This window comes from Marinococcus halophilus (assembly GCF_002265875.1).
Classification (GTDB): domain Bacteria; phylum Bacillota; class Bacilli; order Bacillales; family Marinococcaceae; genus Marinococcus; species Marinococcus halophilus.
This window is the reverse complement of sequence record NZ_NPFA01000008.1, coordinates 160995-184377: the sequence shown is the minus strand read 5'-3', so window position 1 is coordinate 184377 and position 23383 is coordinate 160995. Positions and strand designations below refer to the sequence as shown.

At 47.3% G+C, this 23383-nt stretch carries 26 protein-coding genes; 6 read left to right on the top strand and 20 right to left on the bottom strand.

What is annotated here, in order from left to right; translation table 11 throughout:
* Positions 1 to 38: 38 nt before the first annotated feature.
* The 9 genes from fabF to argC all read right to left on the bottom strand — a co-directional run bounded on the left by fabF (position 39) and on the right by argC (position 11207).
* Complete coding sequence (gene fabF / locus CHL76_RS10315; protein ID WP_094908494.1) at positions 39 to 1283, bottom strand: beta-ketoacyl-ACP synthase II; 1245 nt, start codon at positions 1281 to 1283, stop codon at positions 39 to 41.
* Between the two features lie 154 nt (positions 1284 to 1437).
* A complete protein-coding gene (locus tag CHL76_RS17080) occupies positions 1438 to 1611 on the bottom strand; it encodes a hypothetical protein (protein ID WP_158219149.1) in 174 nt (57 codons plus the stop codon).
* Between the two features lie 126 nt (positions 1612 to 1737).
* Positions 1738 to 2688 carry an ornithine carbamoyltransferase gene (gene argF, locus CHL76_RS10310; protein WP_079475888.1) on the bottom strand — a complete coding sequence of 317 codons (951 nt, stop codon included), beginning with the start codon at positions 2686 to 2688 and terminating at the stop codon, positions 1738 to 1740.
* Between the two features lie 3 nt (positions 2689 to 2691).
* Positions 2692 to 5856: a carbamoyl phosphate synthase large subunit gene (locus tag CHL76_RS10305; RefSeq protein WP_094908493.1), complete on the bottom strand. Its 3165-nt coding sequence runs from the start codon at positions 5854 to 5856 to the stop codon at positions 2692 to 2694.
* A complete protein-coding gene (locus CHL76_RS10300; RefSeq protein ID WP_079475886.1) occupies positions 5849 to 6928 on the bottom strand; it encodes a carbamoyl phosphate synthase small subunit in 1080 nt (359 codons plus the stop codon). The genes CHL76_RS10305 and CHL76_RS10300 overlap by 8 nt, the downstream gene beginning before the upstream one ends.
* A 23-nt stretch (positions 6929 to 6951) precedes the next feature.
* Positions 6952 to 8109 carry an acetylornithine transaminase gene (locus CHL76_RS10295; RefSeq protein ID WP_094908492.1) on the bottom strand — a complete coding sequence of 386 codons (1158 nt, stop codon included), beginning with the start codon at positions 8107 to 8109 and terminating at the stop codon, positions 6952 to 6954.
* A 13-nt stretch (positions 8110 to 8122) separates the two neighbouring features.
* The gene (gene argB / locus CHL76_RS10290; protein WP_371862246.1) at positions 8123 to 8911 is read right to left on the bottom strand and encodes an acetylglutamate kinase; all 789 of its coding nucleotides are present in this window, start codon (positions 8909 to 8911) and stop codon (positions 8123 to 8125) included.
* Positions 8912 to 8926: 15 nt separating this feature from the next.
* Positions 8927 to 10159 (bottom strand): bifunctional glutamate N-acetyltransferase/amino-acid acetyltransferase ArgJ, encoded by a 1233-nt coding sequence (argJ, locus tag CHL76_RS10285; protein ID WP_094908490.1) that lies wholly within the window; start codon positions 10157 to 10159, stop codon positions 8927 to 8929.
* A 16-nt stretch (positions 10160 to 10175) separates the two neighbouring features.
* Positions 10176 to 11207, bottom strand: coding sequence for an N-acetyl-gamma-glutamyl-phosphate reductase (gene argC, locus CHL76_RS10280; RefSeq protein ID WP_094908489.1), 1032 nt, complete (start codon positions 11205 to 11207; stop codon positions 10176 to 10178).
* A 368-nt stretch (positions 11208 to 11575) separates the two neighbouring features.
* On the opposite strand from argC, the gene CHL76_RS10275 reads away from it, so the two are divergent.
* Together CHL76_RS10275 and CHL76_RS10270 are read left to right on the top strand one after the other, a co-directional pair.
* Positions 11576 to 12412 (top strand): Cof-type HAD-IIB family hydrolase, encoded by an 837-nt coding sequence (locus tag CHL76_RS10275; protein ID WP_094908488.1) that lies wholly within the window; start codon positions 11576 to 11578, stop codon positions 12410 to 12412.
* Between the two features lie 33 nt (positions 12413 to 12445).
* A complete protein-coding gene (locus CHL76_RS10270) occupies positions 12446 to 12898 on the top strand; it encodes a GNAT family N-acetyltransferase (RefSeq protein ID WP_079475880.1) in 453 nt (150 codons plus the stop codon).
* A gap of 32 nt (positions 12899 to 12930) precedes the next feature.
* On the opposite strand, the gene CHL76_RS10265 is transcribed toward CHL76_RS10270, so the two are convergent.
* Complete coding sequence (locus tag CHL76_RS10265) at positions 12931 to 13497, bottom strand: helix-turn-helix domain-containing protein (RefSeq protein ID WP_094908487.1); 567 nt, start codon at positions 13495 to 13497, stop codon at positions 12931 to 12933.
* Between the two features lie 65 nt (positions 13498 to 13562).
* Between CHL76_RS10265 and CHL76_RS10260 the strand changes: the two genes are divergently transcribed.
* Positions 13563 to 14273, top strand: coding sequence for an AzlC family ABC transporter permease (locus CHL76_RS10260; protein ID WP_094908486.1), 711 nt, complete (start codon positions 13563 to 13565; stop codon positions 14271 to 14273).
* A complete protein-coding gene (locus tag CHL76_RS10255; protein WP_158219148.1) occupies positions 14270 to 14572 on the top strand; it encodes an AzlD domain-containing protein in 303 nt (100 codons plus the stop codon). The genes CHL76_RS10260 and CHL76_RS10255 overlap by 4 nt, the downstream gene beginning before the upstream one ends.
* A gap of 32 nt (positions 14573 to 14604) precedes the next feature.
* Here CHL76_RS10255 and CHL76_RS10250 read toward each other — a convergent pair whose 3' ends face one another.
* From CHL76_RS10250 to CHL76_RS10230, 5 genes are all read right to left on the bottom strand, one after another.
* Positions 14605 to 15069, bottom strand: coding sequence for a BsuPI-related putative proteinase inhibitor (locus CHL76_RS10250; protein WP_079475876.1), 465 nt, complete (start codon positions 15067 to 15069; stop codon positions 14605 to 14607).
* Positions 15070 to 15094: 25 nt separating this feature from the next.
* Positions 15095 to 15940: a YitT family protein gene (locus CHL76_RS10245; protein ID WP_079475875.1), complete on the bottom strand. Its 846-nt coding sequence runs from the start codon at positions 15938 to 15940 to the stop codon at positions 15095 to 15097.
* Positions 15941 to 15970: 30 nt separating this feature from the next.
* Complete coding sequence (locus CHL76_RS10240; RefSeq protein ID WP_094908484.1) at positions 15971 to 16726, bottom strand: serine aminopeptidase domain-containing protein; 756 nt, start codon at positions 16724 to 16726, stop codon at positions 15971 to 15973.
* 153 nt (positions 16727 to 16879) lie between these two features.
* Positions 16880 to 17194, bottom strand: a complete 315-nt coding sequence (locus tag CHL76_RS10235) for a hypothetical protein (protein ID WP_079475873.1) — start codon at positions 17192 to 17194, stop codon at positions 16880 to 16882.
* Between the two features lie 139 nt (positions 17195 to 17333).
* The gene (locus CHL76_RS10230) at positions 17334 to 17705 is read right to left on the bottom strand and encodes a rhodanese-like domain-containing protein (protein ID WP_079475872.1); all 372 of its coding nucleotides are present in this window, start codon (positions 17703 to 17705) and stop codon (positions 17334 to 17336) included.
* 127 nt (positions 17706 to 17832) lie between these two features.
* Between CHL76_RS10230 and CHL76_RS10225 the strand changes: the two genes are divergently transcribed.
* Positions 17833 to 18732: a PucR family transcriptional regulator gene (locus CHL76_RS10225; RefSeq protein WP_094908483.1), complete on the top strand. Its 900-nt coding sequence runs from the start codon at positions 17833 to 17835 to the stop codon at positions 18730 to 18732.
* 1 nt (position 18733) lies between these two features.
* On the opposite strand, the gene CHL76_RS10220 is transcribed toward CHL76_RS10225, so the two are convergent.
* Positions 18734 to 19609: a fumarylacetoacetate hydrolase family protein gene (locus tag CHL76_RS10220; protein ID WP_079475870.1), complete on the bottom strand. Its 876-nt coding sequence runs from the start codon at positions 19607 to 19609 to the stop codon at positions 18734 to 18736.
* Positions 19610 to 19630: 21 nt separating this feature from the next.
* The gene (locus tag CHL76_RS10215; protein WP_079475869.1) at positions 19631 to 20197 is read right to left on the bottom strand and encodes a hypothetical protein; all 567 of its coding nucleotides are present in this window, start codon (positions 20195 to 20197) and stop codon (positions 19631 to 19633) included.
* Positions 20198 to 20359: 162 nt separating this feature from the next.
* Here CHL76_RS10215 and CHL76_RS10210 point away from each other — a divergent pair, with 162 nt between their 5' ends.
* On the top strand, positions 20360 to 20800 hold the full coding sequence (locus CHL76_RS10210; protein WP_079475868.1) for a hypothetical protein: 441 nt from the start codon (positions 20360 to 20362) through the stop codon (positions 20798 to 20800).
* A 46-nt stretch (positions 20801 to 20846) separates the two neighbouring features.
* Here CHL76_RS10210 and accB read toward each other — a convergent pair whose 3' ends face one another.
* Genes accB through accC form a run of 3 tightly spaced genes read right to left on the bottom strand, consistent with a single transcriptional unit; the run spans position 20847 to position 23379 of the window.
* Complete coding sequence (gene accB / locus CHL76_RS10205; RefSeq protein WP_079475867.1) at positions 20847 to 21332, bottom strand: acetyl-CoA carboxylase biotin carboxyl carrier protein; 486 nt, start codon at positions 21330 to 21332, stop codon at positions 20847 to 20849.
* A gap of 29 nt (positions 21333 to 21361) precedes the next feature.
* Entirely contained in the window at positions 21362 to 21994 is a 633-nt protein-coding gene (locus CHL76_RS10200; RefSeq protein WP_079475866.1) for a TetR/AcrR family transcriptional regulator, read from the bottom strand.
* 23 nt (positions 21995 to 22017) lie between these two features.
* Positions 22018 to 23379: an acetyl-CoA carboxylase biotin carboxylase subunit gene (accC, locus tag CHL76_RS10195; RefSeq protein WP_079475865.1), complete on the bottom strand. Its 1362-nt coding sequence runs from the start codon at positions 23377 to 23379 to the stop codon at positions 22018 to 22020.
* Between the last annotated feature and the right edge of the window lie 4 nt (positions 23380 to 23383).

The window sequence follows — 23383 nt, the reverse complement described above, 5'->3', positions numbered from 1 at the left end:
GTGCATAAAAAAACCCGGGCGCTTTGCCCGGGCTCTTTTTATGCCTGCCATTTTTTAAATGCCAGGGTAGCGTTATGCCCCCCAAATCCAAAGGTGTTGCTGAGAACAGCCTGAATGTCGCCTTTACGGGATTCGTTCGGCACGTAATCAAGATCGCATTCCGGATCCGGCTCGTGCAGATTAATGGTCGGCGGCACTACATTATCTTTTAACGATAGAATACTGAAAATGGCTTCAATTCCCCCGGTTGCTCCAAGCAGATGGCCGGTCATGGATTTCGTCGAGCTCATCCATACGTGGTCCGCGTGGTCTTCAAACACTTTACGCACGGCAGTAGTTTCAAATTTATCATTGTACTGGGTGCTTGTGCCGTGAGCGTTAATGTACTGAATATCTTCTGCTTTAAGTCCGGCATCATCCATAGCCATCTGCATGGACCGCTGAGCCCCTTCGCCGTCCGGCGCTGGTGCCGTCAGGTGATAGGCGTCACCGGTGGAGCCGTAGCCCACGATTTCAGCATAAATTTCTGCGCCTCTCGCTTCAGCGGACTCCAGACTTTCAAGCATTAAGATGCCTGCTCCTTCACCCATCACGAACCCGTCCCGGTTTTTATCAAACGGACGGGACGCTGTGTCCGGGTCTTCATTCATGGTAATCGCTTTGGCGGAACTAAATCCGGCGATTGCCATTTTTGTGATCGGCGCTTCTGTGCCCCCGGTAATCATAGCATCAGCGTCGCCGCGCTGAATTACTTTATAGGCGTCTCCGATGGAGTTGGAGCCTGTAGCACATGCCGTAACCGTACAGGAATTCACTCCCCTGGCCCCTGTATAGATGGAAACCTGGCCGGAAGCCATATCCGGAATCATCATTGGCACAAAGAACGGGCTTACCCGTTTATAGCCACGCTCCATAAAATTTTGGAACTGGGTTTCATACGTTTCCATTCCACCAATGCCAGAGCCAATCCATACACCAGTCCGAGCTGCATTTTCTTCTGTAATTGTGTAATCCGCATCTTCGAGTGCCTGCATGGAAGCAACAATTGCAAACTGGGTGAAGCGGTCCATTTTCCGAAGTTCTTTCTTTTCCAAATAAGCCGAAGGGTCAAAATCTGTGACTTCTCCCCCGATTTTCATCGGAAGCTCAGAAACATCCACCCTCTCAATAGCATTAATGCCGGATACTCCGTCGACAGCGTTTTTCCATGAGGATTCCACTGTCTGGCCTAACGGGTTGACTGTTCCCATTCCCGTTACAACCACTCGCCTGTTTTCATTCATGCCACTCTCTCCTTTGTTATCTTCCGCATTTTCCTGTATATTCTCCAGGCCTATGTACCGAATCAGACTGGATATTTTCATTAGTCTGGCAATAATTTTATACGAATAGGGCACAGTTGTCTACTTTCTGCACGCCGTTTTGTTCATATAACCTTTATTCCTTTACAAACGACCGGTGATAGGTCCATTCAGCGATTAACGCTCCTATAATGGCTGTAAGAACAGCTGTCGTCTGGCTGCCCTCAAAAAAATAAACGATGCCTGAATATACAGCAATCAATACACAGATAAAAATAATTACCCCTGCCACAGCACGCTGCATTGTCATGTCATCCCTCCCGCTTCTTACCGCCTTCCCGGCAATTATACAAGCAGGCATCTGCTAATCCAAGTGATTATCCTCCTTTCTTCTCACAAAAGAAACCGCCCCTGTGTACAGGAACGGTTACCCGGTCTAGCTAATGACTGAAGCGAGTATTGCCTTTTGCACGTGCAGCCTGTTCTCCGCTTCATCATAAACGGCTGAATGAGGGCCGTCGATGACCGACGCCGCCACCTCTTCTTCCCGGTGTGCGGGAAGGCAATGCAAAAAGATATAGTCCTTTGCTGCATTTGCTGTCAGTTCTTCAGAAATCATAAAGCCTTTAAAAGCCGCGAGGCGTTTCGCCTGCTCTTCTTCGTATCCCATGCTTGTCCAGACGTCCGTATAAATAACGTCCGCTCCTTCTGCTGCTTCTTCGGGGTCCCTGGTGCGGGTGACTGAAGCTCCGGACTGCTCCGCGGCCTGTTCAATCTGCTTCCAGACTCCCGGATCTGGGCCATATCCTTCCGGCGCTGCGAGCACCGCATCCATCCCCATTTTCACGCTTGCTATCATCCAGGAGTGAGCAACATTGTTCCCGTCGCCAATAAAGGCGCTTTTTAAGCCCTGAAAGCTTCCCTTTTGCTCCTGCACAGTTAACAAATCGGCAAGCGCCTGACACGGATGGTATAAATCAGTGAGAGCATTGATCACCGGTACATCCGCATGATCTGCGAGTGCTTCCACTTTCCCGTGGTCGTTTGTCCGAATCATTAAAGCATCCACGTACCTTGAGAGCACTTTGGCTGTATCTTTGATCGGCTCCCCGCGGCCGATCTGCATGTCCCGGGGGCTCAGAAATAAGGAATGGCCGCCCATCTGGGTCATTGCTACCTCAAAGGATACGCGGGTCCTCGTCGACGCATTTTCAAAAATCATTCCAAGGGACCGGTGCGCGAGATGGGTATAATATGCTCCAGGGTTGTTTTTCATATCTGCTGCCAGTTCAAGCAGCTGCTTGATTTCCTCCGCAGAAAAATCAAGCAGTGTTAAGATACTCTGCTGCTGCAGATTTGAGGCAGGATTATTCAGGTTCGTTGCCATTTGTTACACTCCTTTTTCGGACAAAGCGTAATTTTGCAGCCATGATTCAATTGGGGCAGGCAGCTCTGGTGCTCCCTGAATCGCCTGGACCATCACACTTAGCGTACGTGCATTCGTTACAATTGTTTTACGTTCAATTAATGCTTTTTGGCGGCGCTCTTTGCCTGTTTTATGGCCCACCTCCGGGATACTGATAAAAGCTGAAGCATCCTCTGAGTGAATCCATTCATCAAACGGTATTTGTTGCGGGAACACTAATGTGTAACCCATGCCTTCGAGTTTGTCCAGGGACGGCTTTGCTTTGTCGTATTCCCCGGCAGCAATTTCGCAATAGACACTTCCAGTTTTTTTAAACAGAAGAGGCACCTGGGTTTCTGACCATGCAAATGCTTTCTGGAAAGCCCCGGAAAGATCTTTGGATATACCGATCAGCTCCCCGGTGGATTTCATTTCTGCTTCCAGTACCGGGTCGAGTCCGCTTAATTTATCGTTGGAAAAGACCGGAGCTTTCACTGTGTAATAGCCCGGCTCCTCATGAAGGCCCGCTTCTTCCATCCATGTTTTAAGTGAATGGCCAAGCAGCAGATGCACCGCCCCTTCGATCACTTTTTCTCCGGTGATTTTGGCAAAGACCGGCACTGTCCGCGATGCTCTTGGGTTTATTTCAATTACGTACAATTCACCGGCTTCGTAGACAAACTGGATATTAAAAATACCGTGAAAATCCATGCCTTCCGCAATTTTCTGCGTATAGTCCACCAACAGCTGCTTTACCTCTTCGCTAATGCTGAACGGAGGAGTCACAGCCATCGAATCGCCTGAATGAACGCCCGCTTCCTCCACGTGTTCAAATATACCAGGTATCCATATGTCTTTGCCGTCTGTTAATACATCCACCTCAAGCTCTGTGCCCGGCTTGTAGGAATCAATTAATATTGGGTATTCAATATCGTTGGCCGGATCTTCAATATACTCCACCAGTTCTTCTTCTTTGGTCGCAATTGCCATGCCGCGGCCGCCAATTACATAGGAAGGCCGGAGAAGCACCGGATAGCCGATTTCTTCCGCCTGCTTCAGCGTTTCTTCTCTGCTGCGGCCGGAAACTCCGGGAATATGAGGCACGTTTACCTGCTGCATAAACTGGTAGAAACGGTCCCGGTCTTCCAGCTGGTCGATAATATCAGACGTCGTCCCCAGCACTTCCATCCCTGCTTGTTCAAGCGATTCAGTCAGCGCTATGCCGGTCTGGCCGCCAAGCTGCACAATCACTTTTGTTACTTGCTCTTCCTTTGCCACGTGAAGCACATCTTCGGCTGTGAGTGGTTCAAAATACAAATGATCTGCCATTTCAAAATCGGTGCTTACCGTTTCAGGATTGTTGTTTACTATTACGGCTTCGTAGCCTGCCTCCTTCAAGGCACGTGCTCCGTGCACCGAGCAATAGTCAAATTCAATGCCCTGTCCGATACGGATCGGGCCTGACCCGAGGACGAGCACTTTGTTTTCTGTTGGCTCGGCCTCACGGTCGCTTTCCTTATACCAGCTTGAATAATAATACGGTGTTTCTGCAGTAAATTCTGCTGCACACGTATCGACCATATGGTATGAAGGAAACATATTTAACTGCTCCCGCAGCTGAAGTATTTCTTTTGTTCCGACGCCGGAGAGCGTATGCAGCTGTTCGTCCGTAAAACCAGCCTTTTTCCATGAGAGCAACTGGTCTTCGCTCCACTGTCCCCATGGAAGCGCCGCAATGTCTTTTTCTTTTTGAATAAGAGCTGAAAATGTTCTGAGAAAAAAGTACTGAATGCCTGTCTTTTTGTGGATCGTTTCCATATCCCCGTCCCGGCGGAGCCACTCCATAATATAAAAGAACCGCTTGTCGTCCTGCTTTAGTATCGCAGGCAGTATATCTTCATCCGGCACTTCCCTGCATTCCGGCAGAGCCAGCCCGTCATGCTTGATCTCAAGCGACCTTACCGCCTTCTGCAGAGCGGCCTCAAGATTTCTTTCGATGGCCATGACCTCTCCGGTTGCCTTCATCTGTGTGCCAAGCGTGCGGTCAGCGTAGGAAAACTTATCAAATGGCCAGCGCGGAAATTTGACTACTACATAGTCCAGTGCGGGTTCAAAGCTTGCATACGTATGTCCGGTGACCGGATTTAACAGTTCATGGAGGTGATACCCGATGCTGATTTTGGCTGCCATACGGGCAATCGGATAACCGGTGGCTTTAGAAGCAAGCGCGGAGGAACGACTGACCCTTGGATTCACTTCAATTAAATAATACTGCTTGCTGGCAGTATCGAGTGCGAACTGAATATTACATCCGCCTACAATCCCAAGCGCCCGGATAACTTTTAACGAAGAGCTCCGAAGCATCTGATACTCTACGTCTGTCAGCGTCTGGGACGGAGCCACCACAATGGAGTCTCCGGTATGGACTCCTACTGGATCGATGTTCTCCATGTTGCATACGGTGATGCACGTGTCATTTGCATCCCGCATTACTTCATACTCAATTTCTTTGAAGCCGGCAATGCTTTTCTCCACCAGACATTGATGAATTGGGCTTGCTTCAAGACCTCCTTCGATGATGTAGCTAAGCTCGCTTTCATTTTGGGCGATACCGCCGCCGCCGCCGCCAAGCGTGTAAGCGGGTCGCACGATAATTGGATAGCCTGTTTTTTCTGCAAACGCCAGTGCTTCTGCTTTTTTCTCCACAATCTCACTTTCAGGCACTGGCTCTCCGAGCTCGTGCATGAGAGCACGGAATGCTTCTCTGTCCTCTCCCTGCCGGATGGAGTCGATCGGGGTACCAAGAAGCTCCACCCCGTACTTTTCAAGCGTCTGCTGTTCGGAAAAAGCAAGTGCAAGGTTTAGTCCGGTCTGGCCGCCAAGGGTGGCGAGTACCCCGTCCGGACGCTCCTGTTCAATGATCCGTTCCACTGTTTCTACAGTAAGCGGCTCAAAATATACTTTGTCGGCACAGGTGTCATCTGTCATCACAGTCGCCGGGTTGTTATTCAACAGGATGACTTCGATATCTTCTTCCCGCAGCGCCAGGCAGGCCTGGGTACCTGAATAGTCAAATTCTGCAGCCTGCCCAATGACGATTGGGCCGGAGCCGATCACCAATACTTTGTTTATATTTTTATCTCTAGGCATAGGTGGCTTCTCTCCCTTTATTCTCTATCGTTTCCAAAAATTCATCAAAAATCTCTTCGCTGTCTGCCGGCCCTGGATGGGCTTCGGGATGAAACTGTGCTGTCATGATTGGAAATTTTGTATGCACCATGCCCTCTACCGAGCCATCATTGACGTTTTTATATTTTATCTGGAAGGAGTCTTTCGGCAAGGATTCATCCGTAACGACATAGCTGTGGTTTTGAGAACTCATAAAAACTTTGTTTGTTTTCAGGTCCTGCACTGGCTGATTCGCACCGCGATGGCCAAAGCGCAGCTTCTCCGTATCTCCGCCGAAAGCCAGCGCAAGTAGCTGATGGCCCAGGCAGATTCCTAATGTCGGATAGGTTGTGGCAAGCTCCTTATACGTACTCAAATAATGCTCAAGCTGTTTGGGGTTGCCTGGGCCATTGGAAAACAGAAGGCCATCGGGAGCCAGATTTTCAATAGTTTGTTTCGGCGTATCGTAAGGCACGATCGTCACTTTGCACCCTTTTTTGTTCAGCTGATCCACCATCGACTGTTTGTAGCCAAAGTCCATCACCACTACGTGCCGGTCGCCGCTGCCGACCGTTATCTGCTTATCCACCGTTACAGTTTCAATCACATCACGCTCGCCGAGCGGCTCATACGCTCCAACGTTTACGGAATCCGGATCACCAGTCATAACAGCACCCATATCTCCCTTTTCCCGGATATTTTTGACGAGCGCCCGGGTGTCTACATTTTCCATAACAGGGATTCCAGCAGCAAGTGCTGCTTCTGCAAGCGTCTGGTCGCCTTCGTAGTGTCCTGAAGTACTGCATGCTTCACTAACAACAATACCCGCCGGCTGTGGCTGCGTGCTTTCATTGTCGGTTGGATTCACACCGTAATTTCCAATCAGGGGGTAGGTAAAAACCACTATCTGTCCATGAAAGGAAGGATCAGTCATTACTTCCTGGTAGCCGGTCATTCCTGTAAAAAATACAATTTCCCCATACGTATCCGGAAAGGCTTGCTGCCAGCTGCCTTCAAATATTTCGCCTGTTTCCAACTTTATATAACTTTTCATTTACAAACCCTCCTGGTACGCTTTTATTTTTCAAGCACTTCTCTCAGCGCTGCTGCGGCTTTTTCCAAGTCATTGTTTGAAATTGTCAGTGGTGGCAGAAGTCTCAGCGTGTTAGGCCCTGCAGCGATTAGCAGAAACCCTTTTTTCTGCATGGCGAGTACATAAGGTGCAGCACTATCATTAAGCTCGATGCCGATCATAAGCCCCGGCCCGCGTATTTCTTTCACCGACGGCAGGGAGGCTATTTTTTCTTCAAGCAGGCCCGTGAAAAAGCGTCCTTTTTCTGCTGCCATCTTCGGGGCATTGATGCTCATCAGCTTTTGAAGTGTCCCCTCTACCGCTGCCATGGCAAGCGGATTTCCACCAAATGTAGATCCATGGGCTCCGGGACCAAAGGCTTCCTGTAAATATTGTTTGCCAATCATCGCTCCCACCGGGAAGCCATTTCCAAGTGCTTTTGCTGTCGTAACGATATCGGGATTTACACCTGCCTGCTCATACGCAAACATTGTACCGGTACGGCCGAGTCCCGTCTGTACCTCATCTAGGATCAAAAGGGCTCCGTACTGCCTTGCAAGCTCTGCGGCTTTTTGGATAAATGCATGTTTTCCTGGAATGACGCCGCCCTCGCCCTGCACCGGCTCAAGCATAATTGCTGCAGTATCCTCGTCCACAGCTTTCTCCAGCGCATTCACATCGTTATACGGTAAATATTCAAAGTCCTCGAGCATGCGGCCAAATCCCTGATGAATGGCGTCCTGGCCGGTTGCTGCCATGCTTCCGTATGTCCGTCCGTGAAAAGACTGGACAAAGCTTTGGATTTTCTTACGCCCCGTGTATTTTCTGGCGCATTTTATAGCTGCTTCGTTTGCCTCTGTACCACTGTTTGCAAAAAACACAAGATCCCCGCCCGTAAGCTCCGTTAAAAGCCCGGCCGCCCGCTCCTGCTGTTCATATTGAAAAAAGTTGGAGCCGTGCCATCCAGCATGCAGCTGTTTCTCTACGTGCTTTATAACATCAGGATCCCCATGGCCAAGGTTCAACACGCTGATGCCGGCCATCAGATCTGTATATTTATTACCTTCTTTATCTGTTACTGTACACCCTTCTGCATGTGAAAAGGTAAGTTCCCATCTTTTATACGTTTCAAATAAATGCGATTTTTGTTCTGTCTGCTGCATTGTTATCTTCCTTTCAAGTCAGGGCCTGGACCTGTTCTCTGATTATTGCCGTTCCTTTCAGCTTTCCATTTGCTTGATCTGTGTGACCGTCCGCCCCGGCAATAACAACCTTTTCCAGGTCGCCAGTCAAACTTGCCGCAGCTGCCTGCACTTTCGGTATCATCCCGCCGTAAATCTCTCCGTCGTAAATGAGCTGTTCAAGCTTTTCTACCTGTATATAGTCGGCTTTGCTTCCATCGATGAGCACTCCCTCAACGTCTGTAATAAACAGAAGCTCTTTTGCACCTATTGCCTGAGCGACAGCGGAAGCAGCCGCATCAGCATTCACATTTAGTTTTTTGCCGTTTTTATCAGCTGCAATCGGAGCTATTACTGGGACAAACCCATTTTCAATCATAGACTTTATGCAGGCAGTATTGACGTTTACAACCTCCCCGACGAGTCCAAGGTCCTGATCAGCCACCTGCTCTGCTTCAATCAGCCCCCCGTCAACACCGGACATGCCAAAAGCCCGGGTACCGGTGGTTTGAAGAAAAGAAACGAGGGCTTTATTCACTTTTCCAGAAAGAATCATTTCTGCCACTTCGAGTACTTCTGGGGTTGTTTTTCTCAAGCCGTTTACAAACTCACACTCAATCTGCATCTGTTCAAGCATACGGTTGATTTCAGGGCCTCCCCCGTGCACAAGAATTGGATTCATTCCTGTTTCTCTCATAGCAGCTATACTTTTGAAAAATTCTGCTGTGAGCTTGTTCACCGTCGAACCTCCGCATTTGACTACAGTGATGTTCTCCACGCTCATCTCCTCCTTCTTCCCTTACGTCCGGTAGCCGGCGTTGATTCTTACATAATCATATGTCAGGTCGCATCCCCATGCTTTACCACTTCCGCTTCCTATGTGGAGATTTACTGTTATCTCCACCGTGTCACTTTCCAGGTAAGCTTTTGCTTCTTCTTCGGAAAAATGAACCGGCGTGCTTGCTTTCAAGGTCTCCACCGGCCCTACTGATATATCCACCGTATCCGGATCAAGCTCCACTTCGCTGTACCCGAGAGCGACAATCACCCGGCCCCAGTTGGCGTCTGTGCCGTATACAGCGGTTTTCACCAGGTCTGAGCCGACAATCTGCTTAGCCGCCTGGCCGGCTTCTTCATCCGTAGCAGCACCTTCCACTTTTACTTCAATCAGCTTAGTGGCCCCTTCGCCATCTCTTGCTATCTTTTTCGATAGAGACTCGCAAGTTTCTTTTAATCCGGCAACAAAAGCATTCCAGTCATGATGCTCAGGATGAAGCGGGTTGTTTTCCGCCTTACCGCTCGCCATGACAACTACCATATCGTTTGTTGACGTATCTCCGTCAATGGTAATCCGGTTAAATGTTTTGTTCGTAATTTCTGAAAGCGCCGTCTGCAGGTGAGCAGGTTCAATCGCAGCGTCCGTAGTCACAAACCCGAGCATTGTGGCCATGTTCGGATGTATCATGCCCGACCCCTTAGCCACGCCTCCGATAAACACTGCTTTATTGTCCACCCATGTCTGAAAGCACGCGTGCTTTCCGGCAACATCTGTGGTCATAATCGCTTCGTTAAAATCCTGCGCCCGTTCAAAACCCGTTTCCGGTTCGAGATGTGCGATGCCTTCATTGATTTTATCCATCGGCATTGCTTCACCGATCACCCCGGTGGAAGTTACTGCTACCTGATGTTCGGGCAGCCCGAATTTTTTGGCACTGTTTTTTCTCATGGTATAAGCATCTTCAAGTCCCTGTCTGCCTGTACATGAATTGGCATTCCCGCTGTTGACGACAATGGCCCGGAGCTTCCCCTCTTCGGCAATGCTCTCTTTTGTCACCTGCAGAGGTGCTGCCTGAATTTTATTCAGCGTATATACAGCGGCACTCGACGCCGGCACGTCACAAATAATAGCTCCGAGATCTTTTCTTTTTCTTTTGACCTTTGTATGAATACCCGCTGCGGAGAAACCAGCAGGGCTCAAAATGCTGCCTCCCGATACTTCTATTACCTGCTCTGCTGTCGATGCCTCTACCATGATTTTTCTTCCTTTCTTATGGATAAACCGGAAGCTGAGAAATCCCTTCCTTCTCGTCTGCTCCCAGCATCACATTCATATTTTGTATCGCTTGCCCCGAGGCGCCTTTAACTAAGTTATCAATTACTGAAACGACCGTCAGCCGGCTGGTGCGTTCGTCCACTGTCCAGCCGATATCGCAAAAGTTACTGCCATATACTTCTTTTGTTGCCGGGAATGCTTTCTCTCTACGTACCCGGACAAATGGCTCTTTGTCGTATGCCTGATGAAACAGCTCCTCTATATGCCCGCTCTTCGTCCCGCTGGTAAGCGGTACATACATAGTCGCTAAAATCCCCCTAGTCATCGGTACTAAATGAGGACTAAAAGTAACGGGATGGTTCTCGCCCGTACGCATGTCCAGTGCCTGTTCAATCTCCGGCGTATGCTTATGCTCATTTACTTTATAAATTTTAAAATTTCCGTCCATTTCACTAAAATGAGTAACTGCTGACGGCGTCCGCCCGGCTCCTGTGGTTCCTGTTTTAGCATCAATAATAATATTTGAAGGATCAATCGCAGCTTTGCCTGCGAGCGGCAAAAGACCCAACAGCACCGCAGTCGGGTAGCAGCCGGGATTGGAAAGCAGTGAAGTTCCTGCCACTTCGTTTCTATTCCATTCTGTTAAACCGTAGACGGCTTCTTTCAGCAGCGTTTCCGGAGCGCTTTCGCGCTGATACCAATCCTCATATGTGGCGGAATTCTTCAACCGGAGGTCTCCGGATAAATCAATCACTTTTGTGTGCTTTGCAATGGTTTCGCTCCAATCCGCCGATATGCCGGGAGGCGTGGAAAGAAATACCACCTCATACGCGGACCAGTCAGCTGCTTCGAGCGGCTGTAGAATTTCATTATATAAATCTTTCATATGCGGATACATATCAGAAAGCATCGTATTGTGCTTCGACGAAGAATAAACGTCAATCTGTTTAACCCCGCGGTGCTGGGCCAGCATGCGTATTAATTCCACACCGCCGTAACCAGTTGCTCCAATAATCGCTATATTCATAAAGTTGCACCTCTATTTATCTTTATACAATGTGTTCTGTTGATTATTATAAGTCTGAATATATATTAATGCAACTGTATTTTTATTTTTTCTTTATATTTTTTATATCTGTGCAGAAGGCAAGTTTTTAAGCTTTTTCCATCTAAATACCGCTTTTTGCGGAAAAACATTTTATGTATGAAAATGTACTATCAATGTATAAAGGTGCTGAGTTTTTATTTTCGTTTTCACTAAATAGCACCATTCCTTTTCTTTTCTTTTTGTTTTCATTCCAGTAAAATAAGGAACGAATCTTGTATTTTTCTATACTGCTTCTACGCAGCTGGCTATATGCATTTATATTTCCATTAGGAAAGAAGAGGTTTTTTATGAAAAAACATTTGATAGCTCTTGATTTAGACGGGACGCTTCTAAAAGACGATAAAACAATTTCCACAAAAACCTGGAAAGTGATTCAGAAGGCCAAAGAGGCAGGACATACAGTTACTATTGCTACCGGCAGGCCATACCGGGCCAGCAAAATGTACTATCAGCAGCTCGGCCTTTCTACGCCTATTGTTAACTTTAATGGGGCATACGTACATCACCCGGCCGATCGATCTTTCCGCTCCTTCCATGAACCGCTTGACCTTGACCTTGCCCGGACAGTGATCGAAACCTGCCGGACGTTAAATGTGCAAAACATGCTCGCAGAAGTGCTCGACGACGTGTATATGGATGAGCATGATGAATCCTTTATCGATCTTCTGGCTTTCCAGGGACCGGTGACCGGATCCGGGAGGCTCGAGAGAGTACTGTCCCACTCTCCTACTTCCCTGCTCGTGTATCCTCAGGAGGGCACAGCAGAGCAGCTGCAGGACCTGCTTTCATCCAGTGAAGCTCAGGGTATGCACCAACGCTCCTGGGGCGAGCCTCATCATATGATTGAAATTATTAAAAAGGGAAATCATAAAGCAAACGGCCTGGAAAAAGTCGCTGCTTACGCGGGGCTCACCATGGAGGATGTGATCGCTTTTGGGGACGAAAATAATGACTTAGAAATGCTTGAAGCTGCTGGAACGGGGCTTGCGATGGGAAATGCAAGTACAGATACGAAGTCAGCAGCAGATGAAGTTATCGGTACAAATGAAGAAGATGGCATCGCCCATTATTTAGAAGAACGGTTGAAGCTTTCCACGGATAACGCGGTGCTTTTTAAGAATTAAACGCGTGATTTTGAATAAGGATGTGTTCAAACAATGCAGGTGTATAAAGTACCTACAGATACCGAACAGCATGTGAGGAATCAAATAGCTGACCTGTTGATGGGCCAGATGGATTCTATCGGCATGAAGGATGCATACAGGTTTCTGCAGCGGGCCATTAACCTTTCCCTTGACTCCGATTCTACTGCCCATATTTTCGTAGCCGAAACCGATGAACAGATCGTAGGTGCCGCTTTCTTAAATATCGGTATCAGTCTGGAAAAAGGCGGCTACTATGTCTGGCTGAATGACCTCTATGTGAATCAGCAGTACCGGAATCGGGGCATTGCGAAAAAGCTGCTCTTAAAAATTATTTACTGGGCTGAACATAATGATATTAAAGGTATTGAATTAGAAACCGGCGTGAACAACGCAGCTACCAAAGCACTGTACAATTCACTCGGGTTTTACGATGTTATTTCTAAACGTTATGGCTTTCGTTTTTAACTCCTGTCTTCCCTTATATCGGGAAGACTTTTTTATTGTCTGTAGGCAGTGTAGAAGAGCATAAGAATTCCTTTGACTTCGTTCGGCCCGGCGCTAATATAGGCATGGTCATGGTCAGCCTGAAAACGAAGCGCGTCTCCAGGTTCCATAAATTGTCTGCTTTCTTCTTTCGTCTGTACTTCCATTTGCCCTTCGTGCACAAAAATATACTCTTCCACGCCGAATGGATGAGCAGAGGAGTAGTGACTACCATCGGAAGAAAGCACGAATTCATACCATTCGACTGGGGCCTGCTCATGCTTGGAAAAAATATTTCTGACTGCGTATCCGTTTTCTCCTTCCAGCCATTCGGCTTTATCTGCAGGAACAAATTCCGTATCCGGGCGGTGCTGCTGCAGAAATGCCGAAAATCCTACACCCATTCCTTCTGCAATCTTCCACATTGTCGTAATCGTCGGATTCGATGCCCCGCGTTCAATCTGTCCAAGCATAGGTTTACTCACTCCAGTCGCTTCCGCCAGTTTATCCAGACTCCACCCGCGGGCATGGCGAAGCTGACGTAAAGTTTTACCGATTTCTTTCCCTATTGATTCTTTCATTTTTTCACCTCTGTTGTATAATATAACATACAAATGTATACTGAAATCAAAAAGGAGGGAAAATCATGAGCAGTACAGCTTCGTTAGAACACTCCTGGATGAACGGCCTTACTCAGGGGGTGCCCATAGCTGCGGGCTACATCCCTGCTGCTTTGGGATTTGGCCTGCTAGGTGCCAACAGCGGCCTTTCCATCGTTGAAACTGCCCTCATGAGCATTATTATCTTCTCCGGCGCCGCCCAGTATATGGCCCTTGGATTAATCACTGCCGGCGCCGGTTTATACAGTATATGGGTCTCCACCTTTCTCCTGAATATCCGGCATTTGTTGATGAGCGCATCTGCTAAACAAATTTTTTCTTCTGCTTCTAAATGGAATCAGGCTGTTTTAGCCTTCGGCTTAACGGATGAAGTCTTCGCCCTGATCTCTGCCAGAAAAGATAAAACAAATGTATTTTTTGGGATCGGGGTTTTCTTGGCAGCCTACATCAGCTGGGTAGCTTTTTCGTGTGCAGGATATTATTTTGGCGCTTTGTTTCCCGATTATCTTCAGATCAGCATGGACTTTGCGCTGTATGCCTTGTTTGCGGCATTATTGTTTCCAATGATTTTAAAATACCGGATGGCTCTATATACCGCTGGCTTAAGCGCAGCAATCAACACACTTCTTGGACTCTGGATTCCCTCCGGATGGGCCATTCCAACAGCAATGACAGCTTCAGTATTTATTGTCGTATATGCCAGTTCTTTGAAGCAGGAAAAGGAGAGTCAGCCATGAACATGCTTCTCTTAATCATTGGAATGGGTGTTATTACATACGTAACGAGAGTTGTGCCCTTTTTTTCGTTAAATATCGAACGCCTGCCCCTTCCAATTCAGCAGGCACTTCAGCTTATTCCCTACGCCGCGCTCGGAGCAATGCTGCTTCCGGGAGCCCTTCGTTCTCCGCCTGATACCTGGTTTGGTCTGCTTGGACTCTGCACTGCTTTTTTGATTGCCTTTTTAGGCGGAAAATTTATTGCTATTATTTGCGGCACTGTCGGGCTGCTTTCCCTCGCTGCTTTTTTTATTTATTAATATAAAAAGCAGGAGCTCTGCCAGCTCCTGCCTTACGGGTTTTTGGACGTGTCCAAAACCGGAGAATCCAGATTTTCAGCAAGCATTTGGAATTCTGCCTGGTACGAATTTTCAGGGTCGAGAAGATCTGCATCAAGCTCCCCGTCCCACCTCCGTTTGTTTCCCGGGCTGACCTCCACGGATTTCTCCGCCTGCGTAAACACCTTTCCTTCTGAATAAACATAAACCGTCTCAGAGTCGTCTTCTTTTTTAACAATTACTTCTGCTTCCTGGCCGTCCTGGAAATTCAGCTTCATTTCTTCATTTCCCGTATTTTCAAATTCTAAATGCCACGTGTTGTTTTCAGTATCCAGCGTCCCGGAAAGCGTCCACGTGTTTTCTTCCATTGAAGCTTCCAGAGTGCCGGGGGAAGATTCTTCAGCCTGTTCGCTGCCACAGCCAGCTGGAAATATACAGAAACACGCTATCACCGCAGCTAACCACTTTTTTACAGCCATTCCTCTCACTTCCCGGCTTTTTTGATCAGTCGTCTTTACGGAACAGACCGAACACAGTAGTTGTGTTAATAATGTTTGTAAACGCCTCCGGATCTGCTTCCTGGACTACTTGCTGAAGCGTGTACATTTCATAACGCGTAATCACTGTCATTAATATTTCTTTTTCGCTGGCATCAAATCCTCCCCGCGCCGGAATCCGTGTAATTCCTCTGGTCAAATTTTGATGAATAGCATCCCGCATTTCGTCCGGATTTTTCGTTACAATTAAAGCCGTCAGTTTTACATGGCGTGTGTGGATAGTATCTATAACCCTCGAGCCGACATACAGCGTTACCAGGGTATATAAGGAGCTCTCCCAGTTGTATAAAAACCCGGCTGCTATCACGATAATCCCGTTTAACAGCATAAAATATGTGCCGACCGGACGATCACCCATACGGGCCAGTACGAGGGCTACAATATCCAGGCCGCCTGCCGAAGCACCCCACTTTAAGGCTACGGCAGCCCCAGCTGCTGTGATCGCTCCACCAAAGACACTGTTTAATAAAATGTCTCCCGAAAGCTCGGTAATAGGTATAAGGTCCAGAAAAAAGGTCGTCAGCGCTACGTGTAAAAAGCTGTAAAACGTAAACAGCCGTCCTACTTTGAACCAGCCTAGCATAGCAATCGGTATATTAATTAAAAACAAAAGCACCCCAGTGGAGAACGGCAGAAAGCCTGCAATAATCTGCGCAATCCCTGTAGCCCCGCTCGCAAATACGTTTGCCGGCTCCAAAAACAAGTTTAGGCCGACCGCCATAATTAAGGCCCCAAATACGATAACCAGGACGCGTGTGACCTCTGAGACGATAGATGAATGGCTTGTAAGCATAGTGTCCCCCTTTCTGCTGCAATGTTTATTCTAAATATGGGAAGAAGCCCATTTTGAGGCTGCTATCATCCCTTCTCTCGTTACTTTGTGACCTGCTTCCTGCTGAAGATAATAGGCCTGCCTGGATGACTCTCTATATGGGAGACGTTCAAAAAAGCGATACGACAGTTCGTAAGGCACCACATCATCTTCTTTTCCGTGCCAAAAAAAGATAGGCTTCGATTCAACTTTAGCAGGTTCAAGAGAAAGATCGTAGGTGGCCAGCTTCTCTAAAAGATCCTGTTCCTCGTGCTCTGACAGCTCCCAGTCAGTGTTTTTCTTTAGCGAACGTATCTGCTCTTCGGCCATCGCTTTCCAGGACGGCGACCCCATCATGATTATGCCCCCCTGAATCCATTCAAACGATTTAAGCGCCCCGCATGAAATGATTCCTCCCATGGAAGTGCCGGAAACGTATATGCGGCCGCTGTCAATCCATTTATATGTAGTCATTTCATTCACCAGGCTTTGGGTTTCGTTTACCGCCTGCATAACAATATCCCAAAACGCATAGGTTCTTCTGCCAGCATCAATATCTCCCGCGCGCTCTCCGTGATAAAGAGCGTCGGGGAGCACGACCCGGATCCCCTTTTCTGCCAGATAATAGGCAAAGGAAAGATTTTGTTCTTTACTGCTGCCAAGTCCGTGCCAAAATAAAACCGTAGGCTGCGGATGAAGTTTATCTGCCTGCTTGAAGATATGCAGGCTTGGAATATCTGCGATCGTTTGGTTTTCAATGGTAATCATGCTATTCCATCCTTTGCAGCCATTATAGTAGTGCACTCTGAATATTGTACCCCAGTAAAGCAATTATTGAAAAGACCGAAGCTTTCCATGTGCTCTAGAAACAAAAAAGACAGCTGCGTGCATTTAGCACTTCGACAGCTGTCTCTTTTTTGCCTATTTTTCGTCTTTTTCCTTTGCTGTCCGGAGCGGTTCTTCCTCTTTTTCCTCTGCTTCTTCATAATGAAGTACAGAATATTGAGCACCTTCAGAGACCATTTTGTTGTCTTCAAAATCCTGAGGGTCCGGGTTGCCCACCGTTTCATTCAATTCTTTATCTTCATCTTCCTTCGTTTTGCCGCCTACCTTAGCCGCAGTGCGCTTAGATACATCTTTTACCTGGGCCCTTGTTTCTCCGTCTTTTAGAAAGTAGACGGCTGCGCCCACAATTAGTGCCGTCAGTACGGTCCATAAAATACCATTTTTCTGCATACAATATGCCTCCTGTCTCGATCAACTGATTTCAGTGCTTCTTTTCGCTATTTCCCAAATCATTTAATACTAAACCCTTCTTCTTTATGAAAAATGTTACATAGAAAAACTGCAGAATTAATCTGCAGCTTCTCCCGAATTATTTTTTATATAGATCGTTTACGTCTTTCAATGGGTTTTCCATGCCGGAATTTGTTTCTTCATCCCAGGCGAGCATTCCTCCAGCAAAATTATAGACATTCTCGATCCCATTATCCTGAAAATACTGAGCCGTATGCTGGCTTCTCGAGCCGCTCCGGCAGATAAACACATATGATTCATCTTTTTTGAACTGATCGATCACTTCAGGCACCTGGTTCATCGGAAGCAGAGGCACCCCCGGTATGTGCCGTTCCTCATATTCCCCCGGCTCTCTTATATCAATCATGATTGGTGTATTTTTTTTGCTGCGGTATTGTTCTTTCAGTTCGTTTACATCTATTTGACGGATTCCTTCTAATTCATAGGCCATACTGGTTCATCCTTTCTATATTAACTTTCGGATTAATTCTACCATCTATATACTGATTCGTTAAAAGTCTTGTACCTTTGAATATGCCGTGTCTGATACAATAATGTAAGAATAGGAGGCGGTCAGCTTGAATAACGATATTATTTCGCTGTTTCCAGAAGCAGTGCCTAAGGAGCGGTGGAAAAAAATCACCCGCCCCGAACACTACCTTTATTACCAGCTTCCGGATGGCTCGCAAATGGCTCTTCCCATTCAATCCCTGTCTGTCCGGGAGCAGCGGCTGCTCGAAGCTATGCTTACACCGATTTCTCCCGGCATAGAGGAAGCTTCTCCATGGGCAGATTACCTTCAGGAAAGAAGCGATAAGCTGCCTGAACGGATTCCTGATCCGTTTCGCTTTTTGTTTCTTGAAGGCTCCAGCCTGCATCTTTGGAGAAACGATATTCATGATACACTTCTCGAATATTACCAGCGCTCTGTCGTCCTATCAGCAATTAGTGATGAAAAGCTTCTTGCCATCATCCCGGACGATGGTCCGGAAGAAGAAGAAGTATTTGAGGCTCAGGAACTATCAACTCTGCTTATGGGAGACACGATGGTTGACGCTTCTGTGTATTACGGGAGAAAAATTTACCGCAGTGAAAATCTCCGTTCAATTTTTCAGCAGGAACAGAAAATGTTTTCGTTTCTTCAGGAGCAGCAGCCTTCCAGGCGCTCTTTCGCTCCCTTTGAAGCGTTGCCCTGTATCCATATGGCCGAAAATAATCAGCTCTCAAAAAAAGAGCTGATCCATTATGCCCTGGGCGGACTCGAGCAGGATGAAGAATTAATGCATACGCTCTATACTTTTTTCCTCGAAAATTTAAACAGCAGCGCCACTGCCAAAAGGCTTCACCTTCACCGGAATACGCTGAAATACCGGCTCGACAAAGTGACAGACCGGATTGGCATCGACGTCAAACAGTTCCTGCACGCTGCCCCGCTATTTTTGCTTCTTCAGGCTCAGTACGGCTCGGGCATCGCATAGGTTATACTTTTTTAACTTTATTCGAAAGTGTACCAATCGCCTTTACATAGACCTCTATCTCGTCTCCATCCTGTAAATACTTAGGAGGAGTAAAACCTGACCCGACCCCTGACGGCGTCCCTGTCGCAATGACGTCGCCAGGTCGAAGCGTCATTCCGCTGGATAATTGTTCGATCAGTTCGGCAATGCCGAAGATAAGGTCCGATGTGCTTCCGGACTGTCTTTTCTCTTTGTTTACATACGTTTCTAGTTTCCATTCCGAGGACTGATCGGAAGGACCGACAGTAACATATGGCCCAATCGGTCCGTACGTGTCCCCGCTTTTGCCAAGAAAAAACTGCTGATGTCGCTTTTGTACATCCCGGGCGGTAACATCATTGAACAGCGTATATCCAAACACATGCTCCATCGCTTGTTCCTTGGAAATCCGCCGGCCAGCCTTTCCAATAACTACAGCTATTTCCCCTTCGTAATCAAGAGCCTTTGTAAACGCTTCGTCCAACTCTATATCTTCCCCATCCGCAATCAGTGACGAAGAAGCTTTCGTGAAGACCAGAGGTGCTTCCGGAGCGTCTTTTTCACCCATCTCCGCAGCATGGTCTGCATAATTTTTTCCAATGCAGATAATGTTCTGCCCTTCCCGCTTTACCGGCGGAAGCACCTTTACGTTTTCAGCAGCGTACGTTTTGAATTGGTGGCGGTGCTCTGCATAATCCTGCCACCGCTCCACAAGCAGGGCATTTGCATTAACAGTTTCTTCAAGCCACTTTCTTAAATCGCCATCTTCCCCAATTTCCAAATCAACATACACGTCAAATTCCTCATCGTATCCCGCAAGAAACGACTGGCCATTTTGTTCTACCGCTGCAATCCTCATGATTATTTTCCTCCTTGAACATTATTGTGTCTGCTCAGCACTGATCGTTACTCCGTCGAGCTTTAGGGTCCCCCCGTCCAGCAGCCGGCTTTCGGCTTCTTTTGCAGAAGCCTGCCATTCCTGTTCATACGCTTCTTCAAACCTTACCCTGGAATGGTTAAAAAATATGCCGTTTCCGGCTATATACTGATCATACGATTCCAAAAAAGCCTCTTCCCCGGTTACCCGGACTCGAACAAGAACGTCACTTCCGTTCCATTGGTCGTTTTTATAATATCCAAAAGCGTATACGTTATCCAGCACCGCGTAAGAGCCCAGCGGGATAATGGCTTTTGTTTCCTGCGCCTGTTCCAGGCTGTCCGCGGTAATTAATTGTTCCCCCGGCTGCAGGCGGTCGGCAAAGCTGAAGCTCAAGTAAAAAAATAAACCTACCATAAAAACAGCGAGCAAGGGGGAAAGCATCCGTTCTATGCGTTTCGACCGGTTTGCGCCCGCCCGGTGCAGTGCATATGCAACCGCTCCTCCTATTACCAGTGTAACAATGGCGCATATGACGTAAAAAATCCAGGGGGTTATTGTCCAAATCATCGTCTAATCCTTTCTTCATGTCTTCGTTAAAAATTCCTTTCCTATCGTATCATATCCTCCCTCCCCATCAGAAACAGAAGCTTTTTCCCTCAGCCGTATATACGGGTTTATTTCTGGATGAAAGCGGTAATACAACTTTAAATACCTCAGGGGGGATTGTTGATGAACAAACTGCACACCTCACTGGCTGTCTGGGCACTTTTTTTATTTGTTATGGCCTTTGTTCTCCCTTTTGCGACAAACGGCACCAGTATTCTGGCTGATTTAATGCACAGCTATACGATCTATGGCTTCTTTTCCCTCGTACCAATCATTGTTTACGGAACTATCCTCTCCATTTGTTCAGACTGGATCACTAATCTTTTTTTCAAGCGTTTCCCCGAAGTCTCTCTCGTTCTGCATATTATTGGCGGTGCTTTTGTTTACGTTTTTTCCCAGCATTGGAACATTGCACTTATGGGGATTTTCGCTGCTGTTTTGTTCTTCACGCTTGATCAGCTGTTTGTACTCTGGCATCGAAGGTTTACCTTTATGGCAAACATTCCATTTGTTCTCAGCTTCAGCAGCGTCCTTCTAATGTTCATTGGCGCTTCCTTTCCCTGAAAAAATATAAATAAGCCCCGGGAACTTCAGCCCCGGGGCTTATTTGTTATGAAGGGTTCACCCGAAAAAGAGGCTGCCCGTATTCTACTAATTCTCCGTCTTCCACCAGGATCTCTGCAATTTCTCCACTGACTTCTGCTTCAAGCTCATTCATTAATTTCATCGCCTCTACGATACAAACGATGGTATTCGGCTTGATCGTTGCCCCTTTTTCTACATAAGCACCTGCTTCCGGTGAAGGTGAGCGGTAGAATGTGCCTACCATCGGGGAAGTAATTTCATGATAATTAGATTCATTGTTCTTTTCTTCGCTGCCTTCCGGCGCACTTTCTTTTTTCGTTTCTGCCGGCTGTGGGGACGGCTGGGCGACAGGTTGCGGTGCCGGTTCTACAGCTTGCTGTGCCACGGGCCTCATTGCTGATTCTTTACGTATAGTAACCTTTTCTTTCATGTCGTTTCGAATTTCCAGTTCTCCGACAGACGAGTCGTCCACCGCCTGAATGAGCTCTTTAATTTCTTCAATAGAATACATTAAGCTTCTCTCCTCTCAAAAATAAACACTTACACATGCGTTGAACTTAAGAAAAAGCGCTGATACTTTTGCTGCTGCCTCGCTTTTTCAGTAAGCACCGCATTCATTACCAGATCGCCAAATATGTTTGCGATGTCTTGAAGCGAATACAAACCGCTTGATTTGTACCACTTGTATGTCCAGTTCATCATTCCAAATATCGCCATCGAGGTAATCGGCACTGGAAGCTCCTTTCGAAACTCTCCTTCTTCAATACCCTTTTCGACCAATTGAAACATCGTATTCTTGTATTCATCCCGTTTAGCTTCAAGCCGCTTGAAATAATCTGCAGATAAATGCTTTCCTTCCTGGTAAAACACTGTTACGTGCGGGCGGTACACTTCAAACATGCGGACAAACGAGCGTATCACTTCATATAACCGCTCAGCCGGCGTATCATACCTGGACTGCACTTCATCGGCCTTTGTGAGCACGTAGGTGATAAACGATTCATGAATAGTATAGAGAAGTTCTTCTTTAGACGTGAAGTTGTGATAAAAACCGCCTTTAGATGTGTGGCTCTGTTTCACAATGCGATCGACGGTGACCGCATGGAAGCCAAATTCTTCAAACAGCTCTAAAGCTGCATCCGTAATTCGCTTTTTCGTCGATCTGGTCGCCATCGATCCTTCCGCCTTCCTATATGCTAGACACTGCTTTCTTCTTCCATAATAGAATAGGTGTCCAAAAAGTTTGTAGTAAAGTTTCCGGAAACAAAATCTTCGTGCTCTAAAAGCTTTAAGTGAAACGGGATCGTCGTATCTACTCCGTCGACGACAAATTCGCGCAGCGCCCGCTTCATCCGGGCAATCACTTCTTCTCTATTTTTCCCGCGGACAATAAGCTTAGCTACCATCGAATCATAATAAGGAGAAATTTTAAACCCGGTATACATTGAGCTGTCCACCCTTACTCCAAGGCCTCCCGGCGGCAGATACAGATCAAGCTTTCCGGGGGAAGGCCTGAAATTTTTGGCAGGGCTTTCCGCGTTGATTCTGCATTCCATCGCCCACCCCTCTATTTCAATTTCCTCCTGCTTTACCTGCAGCTCATGGCCGGCTGCTGCATAAATCTGTTCCTTGATTAGATCGACACCGGTCACTTCTTCTGTCACGGGATGCTCTACCTGAATCCTTGTATTCATTTCCATAAAATAAAACTTTTTATGGGCATCCAAAAGGAATTCCACTGTACCTGCCCCACAGTAGTCAACTGCTTTTGCAGCCTGAACGGCAGCCTCTCCCATCGCCTCTCTCGTTTCTTCATCAAGGGCCGGTGAAGGAGCTTCTTCTACAAGTTTTTGGTGACGCCTTTGAATCGAACAGTCCCGTTCTCCTAAATGGATAACGTTTCCGTGACTGTCTGCCATAACCTGAATTTCAATATGTCTCGGCTCCACGACCAGCTTTTCCATGTAAACACCGGCGTCTCCAAAAGAACTCTCTGCTTCCTGGCGGGCCATCTGGATGCATTTATCCAGGTCTGCAGCGGTCTGGGCTGCGCGCATTCCTTTGCCGCCACCGCCGGCAGTAGCCTTGATCATAACAGGATAACCGATATCTTCTGCCAGCGCATGAACGTCCGTATTTTCATCAATCAATCCATTACTTCCTGGTACAACCGGCACGCCCGCTTCTCTCATTGTTTCTCTTGCCACGTCCTTTGTTCCCATACGCCGGATGGCTTCCGGGGAGGGACCGATAAACGTAATATCATGGTCTGCACAAATCTCGGCAAACTCTGCGTTTTCGGCTAAAAATCCGTAGCCTGGATGAACTGCTTCAGCTCCGGTTTTTAAAGCAGTAGAAATTAAATTAGTCATTTTTAAGTAGCTTTCCGAGGAAGCGTACGGCCCTACACAGTAAGCTTCATCCGCCATATGGACGTGCAGGGCGTCTTTATCTGCTTCTGAATACACGGCCACGGTTTCGATTCCAAGCTCCTGGCAGGCTCTTATAATACGAACGGCGATCTCACCGCGGTTGGCTATTAATATTCGTTTAAACATACTT

Excerpts from the sequence above, each read along its gene's own strand:
- fabF (WP_094908494.1), bottom strand. The coding sequence starts at position 1,283 with ATGAATGAAAACAGGCGAGTGGTTGTAACGGGAATGGGAACAGTCAAC.
- CHL76_RS17080 (WP_158219149.1), bottom strand. The coding sequence starts at position 1,611 with ATGACAATGCAGCGTGCTGTGGCAGGGGTAATTATTTTTATCTGTGTA.
- argF (WP_079475888.1), bottom strand. The coding sequence starts at position 2,688 with ATGGCAACGAACCTGAATAATCCTGCCTCAAATCTGCAGCAGCAGAGT.
- CHL76_RS10305 (WP_094908493.1), bottom strand. The coding sequence starts at position 5,856 with ATGCCTAGAGATAAAAATATAAACAAAGTATTGGTGATCGGCTCCGGC.
- CHL76_RS10300 (WP_079475886.1), bottom strand. The coding sequence starts at position 6,928 with ATGAAAAGTTATATAAAGTTGGAAACAGGCGAAATATTTGAAGGCAGC.
- CHL76_RS10295 (WP_094908492.1), bottom strand. The coding sequence starts at position 8,109 with ATGCAGCAGACAGAACAAAAATCGCATTTATTTGAAACGTATAAAAGA.
- argB (WP_371862246.1), bottom strand. The coding sequence starts at position 8,911 with ATGAGCGTGGAGAACATCACTGTAGTCAAATGCGGAGGTTCGACGGTG.
- argJ (WP_094908490.1), bottom strand. The coding sequence starts at position 10,159 with ATGGTAGAGGCATCGACAGCAGAGCAGGTAATAGAAGTATCGGGAGGC.
- argC (WP_094908489.1), bottom strand. The coding sequence starts at position 11,207 with ATGAATATAGCGATTATTGGAGCAACTGGTTACGGCGGTGTGGAATTA.
- CHL76_RS10275 (WP_094908488.1), top strand. The coding sequence starts at position 11,576 with ATGAAAAAACATTTGATAGCTCTTGATTTAGACGGGACGCTTCTAAAA.
- CHL76_RS10270 (WP_079475880.1), top strand. The coding sequence starts at position 12,446 with ATGCAGGTGTATAAAGTACCTACAGATACCGAACAGCATGTGAGGAAT.
- CHL76_RS10265 (WP_094908487.1), bottom strand. The coding sequence starts at position 13,497 with ATGAAAGAATCAATAGGGAAAGAAATCGGTAAAACTTTACGTCAGCTT.
- CHL76_RS10260 (WP_094908486.1), top strand. The coding sequence starts at position 13,563 with ATGAGCAGTACAGCTTCGTTAGAACACTCCTGGATGAACGGCCTTACT.
- CHL76_RS10255 (WP_158219148.1), top strand. The coding sequence starts at position 14,270 with ATGAACATGCTTCTCTTAATCATTGGAATGGGTGTTATTACATACGTA.
- CHL76_RS10250 (WP_079475876.1), bottom strand. The coding sequence starts at position 15,069 with ATGGCTGTAAAAAAGTGGTTAGCTGCGGTGATAGCGTGTTTCTGTATA.
- CHL76_RS10245 (WP_079475875.1), bottom strand. The coding sequence starts at position 15,940 with ATGCTTACAAGCCATTCATCTATCGTCTCAGAGGTCACACGCGTCCTG.
- CHL76_RS10240 (WP_094908484.1), bottom strand. The coding sequence starts at position 16,726 with ATGATTACCATTGAAAACCAAACGATCGCAGATATTCCAAGCCTGCAT.
- CHL76_RS10235 (WP_079475873.1), bottom strand. The coding sequence starts at position 17,194 with ATGCAGAAAAATGGTATTTTATGGACCGTACTGACGGCACTAATTGTG.
- CHL76_RS10230 (WP_079475872.1), bottom strand. The coding sequence starts at position 17,705 with ATGGCCTATGAATTAGAAGGAATCCGTCAAATAGATGTAAACGAACTG.
- CHL76_RS10220 (WP_079475870.1), bottom strand. The coding sequence starts at position 19,609 with ATGAGGATTGCAGCGGTAGAACAAAATGGCCAGTCGTTTCTTGCGGGA.
- CHL76_RS10215 (WP_079475869.1), bottom strand. The coding sequence starts at position 20,197 with ATGATTTGGACAATAACCCCCTGGATTTTTTACGTCATATGCGCCATT.
- CHL76_RS10210 (WP_079475868.1), top strand. The coding sequence starts at position 20,360 with ATGAACAAACTGCACACCTCACTGGCTGTCTGGGCACTTTTTTTATTT.
- accB (WP_079475867.1), bottom strand. The coding sequence starts at position 21,332 with ATGTATTCTATTGAAGAAATTAAAGAGCTCATTCAGGCGGTGGACGAC.
- CHL76_RS10200 (WP_079475866.1), bottom strand. The coding sequence starts at position 21,994 with ATGGCGACCAGATCGACGAAAAAGCGAATTACGGATGCAGCTTTAGAG.
- accC (WP_079475865.1), bottom strand. The coding sequence starts at position 23,379 with ATGTTTAAACGAATATTAATAGCCAACCGCGGTGAGATCGCCGTTCGT.